This window comes from Neisseria sp. P0001.S005 (genome assembly GCF_051963715.1).
This window is the reverse complement of the sequence record NZ_JBQCTZ010000952.1, coordinates 1-291: the sequence shown is the minus strand read 5'-3', so window position 1 is coordinate 291 and position 291 is coordinate 1. Positions and strand designations below refer to the sequence as shown.

The 291-nt window shown below is 43.3% G+C and carries 1 pseudogene; it reads right to left on the bottom strand.

Going from position 1 to position 291, the window contains the following annotated elements:
• Positions 1-99: 99 nt before the first annotated feature.
• Positions 100-291 (bottom strand): annotated as a pseudogene (locus ACTHSP_RS23645) (NADP-dependent 3-hydroxy acid dehydrogenase); the annotation flags it as partial.

The window sequence follows — 291 nt, the reverse complement described above, 5'->3', positions numbered from 1 at the left end:
TTCAGACGGCCTTGTTAATAAAAAATTACATTATAACGTGTTTGTTCAATTTCAGATAACAAAGAGGCCGTCTGAAATGTTCAGACGGCCTAATGCCGATTACTTAAACCAAGATTTAATCTTTCCAAACAAAGACATACTTTGTTTCTCAAACGTTTCTGCCTTCACCGGAGCAGGCGCGTCACGGTAAACTTTCATGCCTGCAAAGGTCTGAGCAACCGGCATGATTTCGATGGAATTGACGTTCATCCGCGCCGGACGCTGATAGAGCCATAAAGCGGTATCGGCAAT